This is a genomic window from Tardiphaga sp. (genome assembly GCF_041424195.1).
Taxonomy (GTDB): domain Bacteria; phylum Pseudomonadota; class Alphaproteobacteria; order Rhizobiales; family Xanthobacteraceae; genus Tardiphaga.
In genome coordinates, this window is record NZ_JBGMOE010000190.1 from 230,075 (window position 1) to 236,175 (window position 6,101).

At 63.1% G+C, this 6,101-nt stretch carries 7 protein-coding genes; 4 read left to right on the forward strand and 3 right to left on the reverse strand.

Annotation, left to right across the window (positions count from 1 at the left end; translation table 11 throughout):
- Positions 1-8 precede the first annotated feature (8 nt).
- Entirely contained in the window at positions 9-830 is an 822-nt protein-coding gene (gene fabI / locus ACEK02_RS26180; RefSeq protein ID WP_371424409.1) for an enoyl-ACP reductase FabI, read from the reverse strand.
- A gap of 241 nt (positions 831-1,071) precedes the next feature.
- Here fabI and ACEK02_RS26185 point away from each other — a divergent pair, with 241 nt between their 5' ends.
- Positions 1,072-1,560: a sigma-70 family RNA polymerase sigma factor gene (locus ACEK02_RS26185; RefSeq protein WP_371424410.1), complete on the forward strand. Its 489-nt coding sequence runs from the start codon at positions 1,072-1,074 to the stop codon at positions 1,558-1,560.
- A gap of 18 nt (positions 1,561-1,578) precedes the next feature.
- On the forward strand, positions 1,579-2,352 hold the full coding sequence (locus ACEK02_RS26190; RefSeq protein WP_371424411.1) for an anti-sigma factor: 774 nt from the start codon (positions 1,579-1,581) through the stop codon (positions 2,350-2,352).
- Between the two features lie 25 nt (positions 2,353-2,377).
- Here ACEK02_RS26190 and ACEK02_RS26195 read toward each other — a convergent pair whose 3' ends face one another.
- Together ACEK02_RS26195 and ACEK02_RS26200 are read right to left on the reverse strand one after the other, a co-directional pair.
- The gene (locus ACEK02_RS26195) at positions 2,378-3,355 is read right to left on the reverse strand and encodes a DnaJ C-terminal domain-containing protein (RefSeq protein WP_371424412.1); all 978 of its coding nucleotides are present in this window, start codon (positions 3,353-3,355) and stop codon (positions 2,378-2,380) included.
- Between the two features lie 140 nt (positions 3,356-3,495).
- The gene (locus ACEK02_RS26200) at positions 3,496-3,909 is read right to left on the reverse strand and encodes an RT0821/Lpp0805 family surface protein (RefSeq protein WP_371424413.1); all 414 of its coding nucleotides are present in this window, start codon (positions 3,907-3,909) and stop codon (positions 3,496-3,498) included.
- 122 nt (positions 3,910-4,031) lie between these two features.
- Here ACEK02_RS26200 and pdxH point away from each other — a divergent pair, with 122 nt between their 5' ends.
- Positions 4,032-4,682, forward strand: a complete 651-nt coding sequence (gene pdxH / locus ACEK02_RS26205) for a pyridoxamine 5'-phosphate oxidase (protein WP_371424414.1) — start codon at positions 4,032-4,034, stop codon at positions 4,680-4,682.
- 65 nt (positions 4,683-4,747) lie between these two features.
- On the forward strand, positions 4,748-5,467 hold the full coding sequence (locus tag ACEK02_RS26210) for an SDR family NAD(P)-dependent oxidoreductase (RefSeq protein ID WP_371424424.1): 720 nt from the start codon (positions 4,748-4,750) through the stop codon (positions 5,465-5,467).
- The last annotated feature ends 634 nt before the right edge of the window (positions 5,468-6,101 follow it).

Consider the following 6,101-nt stretch of genomic DNA (forward strand, 5'->3'; position numbering starts at 1 on the left):
GTCAGCAATCAATCCTTGCCGCCAAGCGAGATGTCCGGCGACTCCGGCCGCTTCATGCCGACGACATGGTAGCCGGCATCGACGTGATGCACTTCGCCCGTAACACCCGTGGACATGTCGGACAGGAGATACAGCGCGCTCTGGCCGACTTCGTCCGTCGTCACGTTCTTGCGCAACGGCGCGTTATATTCGTTCCACTTCAGGATATAGCGGAAGTCGCCGATGCCCGACGCGGCCAGTGTCTTGATCGGGCCGGCCGAGATCGCGTTGACGCGGATGTTCTTCTCGCCAAGGTCGGCCGCGAGGTAGCGCACGCTCGCTTCCAGCGCAGCCTTGGCGACGCCCATCACGTTGTAATGCGGCATCCACTTCTCGGCGCCGTAATAGGTCAGCGTGATGATTGAGCCGCCGTCGGTCATCAGCTTCTCGGCGCGCTGCGCGATCGCAGTCAGCGAGTAGCACGAGATCAGCATGCTGTTGGTGAAGTTTTCCTGCGTGGTCTCGATGTAACGGCCGTCGAGCTGATCCTTGTCGGCAAAGGCGATGGCGTGGACGACGAAATCGATCTTGCCCCACTTTTCCTTCAGCACATCGAACACCGCATCGATGGTCGAGGCATCGGTCACGTCGCAATGGCCGAGCACGAGGCCGCCGAGTTCAGCCGCCAGCGGCTCGACGCGCTTCTTCAGCGCATCGCCTTGAAACGTCAGTGCGATCTCGGCGCCCTGCGCCTGACATGCCTTGGCGATGCCCCAGGCGATGGAACGGTTGTTGGCCACGCCGAGAATGACGCCGCGCTTGCCTTTCATCAGGCCTGAAACTTCGCTCATGTCGTATCCTGTTTGCTTGGCAGGCAGCCTTCGCCACCGTGCCGATCCGGCCTTCGGGGTACACCAGCACTTGCGCCCGGTACAGCCCAAAAGGCCGGTTTATGCGGCTGTTTACAGTTCGGGCTTAACGCCGGAATAGACGGCCAGCCAAGGTGTTATAATGGATGCGGCGTATTTGCGGGCCGCCCGAAAATACCGTCAGGATTGCAACGGATGGCAGCAGCTCCATGGCACTAACAGCATGAGCGCCTTTCGCGAGAGCGTGGAAAGCATGATCCCGGCGCTCCGCCGTTACGCACGGGCGCTGGCGCGTGACGCGGACATCGCCGACGATCTGGTGCAGGACACACTGGTGCGCGCGCTGCGCTCCGAGAAACTGTTCATCGGCGGCGACCTGCGAAGCTGGCTCTATACGATCCTGACCAACCTCAATCGCAACCGCCGCCGCTCGCTGGCGCGAAAACCTGTCTTCACCGAACTGTTCGACAACAATCCGGATGCCAGCGGCACCGAAGCCGAAGGCCGTGACATCTCGCGCGCGCTCGCCGCGCTGGTCGAAGAGCAGCGTTCGGTGTTGCTGCTCGTGATGCTTGAGGGCCTGAGCTACCGCGAAGTCGCCGACATTCAGGGCGTGCCAATCGGCACTGTGATGTCGCGCCTCGCGCGCGCCCGCGCCCATGTCAAAGCCTATCTCGACGGCGAGCGCCCGGCGCTGCGCGCGGTCAAATGATTTAAAGGAAAGATGGTAATGACCGAACCGAACATTTCCGTGACCGAAGACGAATTGCACGCCTTCGTCGATAATGAATTGCCGGCCGAGCGTCGCGCCGATGTCGACGCATGGCTCGCGACACATCCCGACGATGCCGAGCGCGTCGCCTCATGGCGTGCGATGGCTGAGTTGCTGCATGCCCGTTACGATGCGATCGCCGACGAGACAGTGCCGAAGCGGCTGGGGATCGAGCGACTGGTTCAGCAGCCAAGGCGCTGGATCTACGGCGCCGTCGCGGCCACGCTGGTCGCCTTCGTTGCAGGCGGCAGCGCAGGCTGGCTAGCACGCGGCGCAGCGGCCACGCCGTCGACGTTCCGGAATTTCACGGTGGATGCGCTCGATGCGCACCGGACCTATGTGGTCGAAGTCCGGCATCCCGTCGAAGTCGCCGCGAACGAACGTGCACATCTGCAGCAGTGGCTGTCGAAGCGTGTCGGTTACGAGATCAAGGCACCCGAATTGGATGCGGCCGGCTTGAAGCTGGTCGGCGGACGCCTGCTGCCCGGCCCCGAAGCACCCGCCGCCTTCTTCATGTATGAGAGCCCGTCGGGCGAGCGCTACACGCTCTACACGTCGCGTGCGGCGAAGGCCGACGCCACCCAGATGCGCTATGCCGCGCAGGACAAGGATGGCGCCATGTTCTGGGCCGAGAAGGGCGTCGGCTATGTTGTGTCAGGCCCGACCGACAAGGACCGGCTCAATCAGGTCGCCCGCCAGATCTATGACCAGACGGAGAAAGTGGGGGGATAACGACAGCGAGGTATCGCTGTTCATCTCACCCCAACTCACTCCGCGGATGATACGGATGTCCGGCGCGCCACTTCTCCATCAGGGCTTCCAGCTCGGCATCGTTGCCGTCGGGCAGCATGATCCTGGTGGTGAAGTAGAGATCGCCCGCAGCGCCTCCGGCCAGCGGCAGGCCTTTGCCCTTCAGGCGAAATACCCGTCCGCTCGACGTGTTCTTCGGAATTGAAAGCTCCACGGCGCCGGTGAGCGTCGGTGCACGCACCTTGGCTCCCAGCACGGCTTCGTACAGCGTGATCGGCAGCTCGACGCGCAGGTCGTTGCCGTCCACCTTGAAATAGGCGTGGGGCGCGATGGTGACGGTAATCATCAGATCGCCGGGGCGATGACCGGGCGCGGTTTCGCCCTGCCCGCGCAACCTGATCTGCTGGCCTGACGTAACGCCGGCCGGCACCTTGACGTTCAATTCCTTGCCGGTCGGGAGGCGCACGCGCTTCTCGGCGCCCTTCACGGCCTCTTCCAGCGTCACCGTCATGGCGACGTTCAGATCCAGATCGGGCATCCCGCCGGCATAGCCGCCGGTGTCGAACTCAAAGCCCTGAGCGCCGGCGCGCGCGCCGCGCGGGCTGGCGCCGCCGAACATGCTGTTGAGGATGTCCTCGAAACCGCCACCCACACCGCCGCCGGGAAAGCCTTGCTGTGCTCCGGGACCGCCGCGGAAGGCATGCTCGAAACCGCGCTGCGACGCGCCGGCACGGCCGCCGCCAGGGAAGCCCTGGAAACGCGGCTTGCCCTCGGCGTCGATCTCGCCGCGGTCGAACTGCTTACGCTTGTCCTCATCGCCAACGATCTCGTTAGCCGAGTTCACTTCCGAAAACCGCTCGGCGGCCTTCGGATCGTCCTTGTTGTTGTCGGGATGATGCTTCTTGGCGAGCTTGCGATAGGCACTCTTGATCGCCGCAGCGCTGGCGCCCCGCTGCACCCCCAAGACCTCATAGGGGTCGCGCATCCGTCGTCTCTCCTTCAGGTAACTAAAAGGCGAGCCCCCGGCCCGCATGTTGGGTTTGCAGGCCGAAATTCGCCTGGCTCTTCATCTGGTGACTTCGTGTCATTTTTGCAACTGGGCTGCAAGCGGCCGGCTGGCGAAAACTAGCTCCGTTTCCACGGTTTCAGCGTGTGAACGTCCCAGCTGCCGCGCTCCCCCTTACAGGCAGCACCTTGCATCCAGCTTTCGCTGGTGCCGTTGACATAGCTGGCCAAAAAATCCCTGCAGGTGCGGCCTTCCGCGACGTAGGCACTGGACAATGGCGTCACCGATCCGCGCGCGCCGGTCGACGGGTTTTCCCAGGGCTGGCTGGAATCCTTGCTGCCCTTGCTGAGGACATCGCAGGCTGCCGTCCGCGTCAGGACAAGATCGGCTTCGGTGGGCTCGTAATTGGTGGCCTGGACCGATGCCGGCGAAATCGAGCCGGTGACGTCGCCGCCCTCCATCCTGGCCAGCGCGGACTCGTTCCGGCCCATACTGCAACCGCCGAGCGTGCTGCCGATAAGAATTGCTGTCAAAGCCGCACCGAGCGGGCAGATGGCCGATAGGCCAATGCGCAGCCGTGCCCTATATAGGTCTTGCCTATGCAGCGGCAGCAGCAAGCTCTCTACAACAGGCCAACGCAAGCGGAACTCCGGACATGACCGATACGACCTCGCCCATCAAAGACTCAACTCCGTTAACGTCAGGTGATTTTACGGCCGCTGCGGAACCATTTGCGCTGTTTTCCGAGTGGTTTACCGAGGCGAAGGCGTCCGAGCCCAACGATCCCAACGCAATGGCGCTGGCCACCGTCGATGCCGACGGCCTGCCGGACGTCCGCATGGTGCTGATGAAGGGCTATGACACCGACGGCTTCGTGTTCTACAGCCACGTCGCCAGCCAGAAGGGCCAGGAGCTCGCCGGCAATCCCAAGGCGGCCCTGCTGTTTCACTGGAAGTCGCTACGCCGGCAGGTCCGCATTCGCGGCCCGGTGACCCGCGTGACCGAGGCCGAAGCCGACGAATATTTCGCGACCCGCCCGAAACAGGCCCAGATTGGCGCCTGGGCGAGCAAGCAGTCGCAGCCGCTGGAAAGCCGCTTCGCCTTCGAACAGGCCATCGCCAAGGAAGGCGCCAAGCACCTGATCGGCGCCGTTCCGCGTCCGCCAGGCTGGAGCGGATGGCGCGTCACGCCTGTTCGTTTCGAGTTCTGGCACGACCGCCCGTTCCGCCTGCACGACCGTATCGAATTCCGCCGCGACAACCCGGCAGCAGATACGTCCTGGACCAAGGTGAGACTGTATCCGTGAACGCCGACAACGAGACGAGAACCAGACACGTGAACCATCCAGGATCGAACGCACCCAAGCGCACCATGCTGCTGACTGGCGCAAGCCGCGGCATCGGTCATGCCACCGTGATGCGCTTTTCCAGCGCCGGCTGGCGTGTGCTGACCTGTTCGCGGCATCCGTTTCCGGAAGTCTGTCCATGGGATGCCGGCCCTGAAGATCACATCCAGGTCGATCTCTCCAATCATGACGACACTGTCCGCGCCATCGACGACATCAAGGAACGGCTGAACGGCGGCGCGCTGCATGCGCTGGTCAACAATGCCGCCATCTCGCCGAAGGCCGAGGGCGGCGCGCGCATGGGCTCGATCGACACCGACGTCGCGACCTGGAGCCACGTCTTCAACGTCAATTTCTTCGCGCCGATCATGATGGCCCGCGGGCTGATCGAGCAGTTAAAGGCGGCCAAAGGCTCGGTGGTGAATGTCACGTCGATCGCCGGCTCGCGCGTGCATCCGTTTGCCGGTGCGGCCTATGCCACATCGAAAGCGGCGCTGGCGTCGCTGACCCGCGAAATGGCGTCGGATTTCGGCCGCCTTGGCATCCGCGTCAATGCCATTGCGCCGGGCGAGATCGACACCTCGATCCTGTCGCCGGGCACGCAGACCATCGTCGATCAGCAGATCCCGCTGCATCGGCTCGGCACGCCCGACGAAGTCGCCAAGATCATCTATGTGCTGTGTACGGAAACGAGTTCATACGTGAACGGCGCCGAAATCCACATCAATGGCGGCCAGCACGTCTGATCAGCGGTGACAGGTGAGACATGGTCATGCTGAGGGCCGCGCCATTCTGGCGCCCCCCCCAAGACACGCGGGACTTTCTAGTCCGCGTAAAACTTCCGCGGCATCGGCGCAGCCGCGCTGATCCCGGCGCTGGAACAATCGTCTTCGGATTCGCCGTCCATCAATCCGGCGCCGCAATGCCGGCAGGTTCGCGCAGAGATTGCCGGAGCTCTACCGGCCATGCGCGCCTGTTGATAGGACCTGAGATCGACGACGTTCCGTCCCGATGTTTCTGTTTTGTCAACCATTGCTGTCCTCATCGTTACTGACAGCGTTATGACAGCAACCATTAGCGCAACCGTTCAGCGGAACGCTCGAATTTTACCGGATAAATTGTGGCGGGAACCGCGCCGAGCCTATGATCATTAGGCTTTTCGAACGCGCATCGTGAATGCGTTTTGATAGCTGAAAAAGATTCAGACGCCCGCGCCTCTATGATCCCGCGAGCGCATGCTCGGGGTTGTCGAAGCGGTGCCCCCTCCTGAAACATGAGGGGTGGCGGCGCGCCTGACGGCGCAAATGGTGGTAATTTTCGCGATGCGCTCCGCCGGAACGCCGGCAAGCTGCAACCGCGCAACGCCTCACGGCGCGCCAC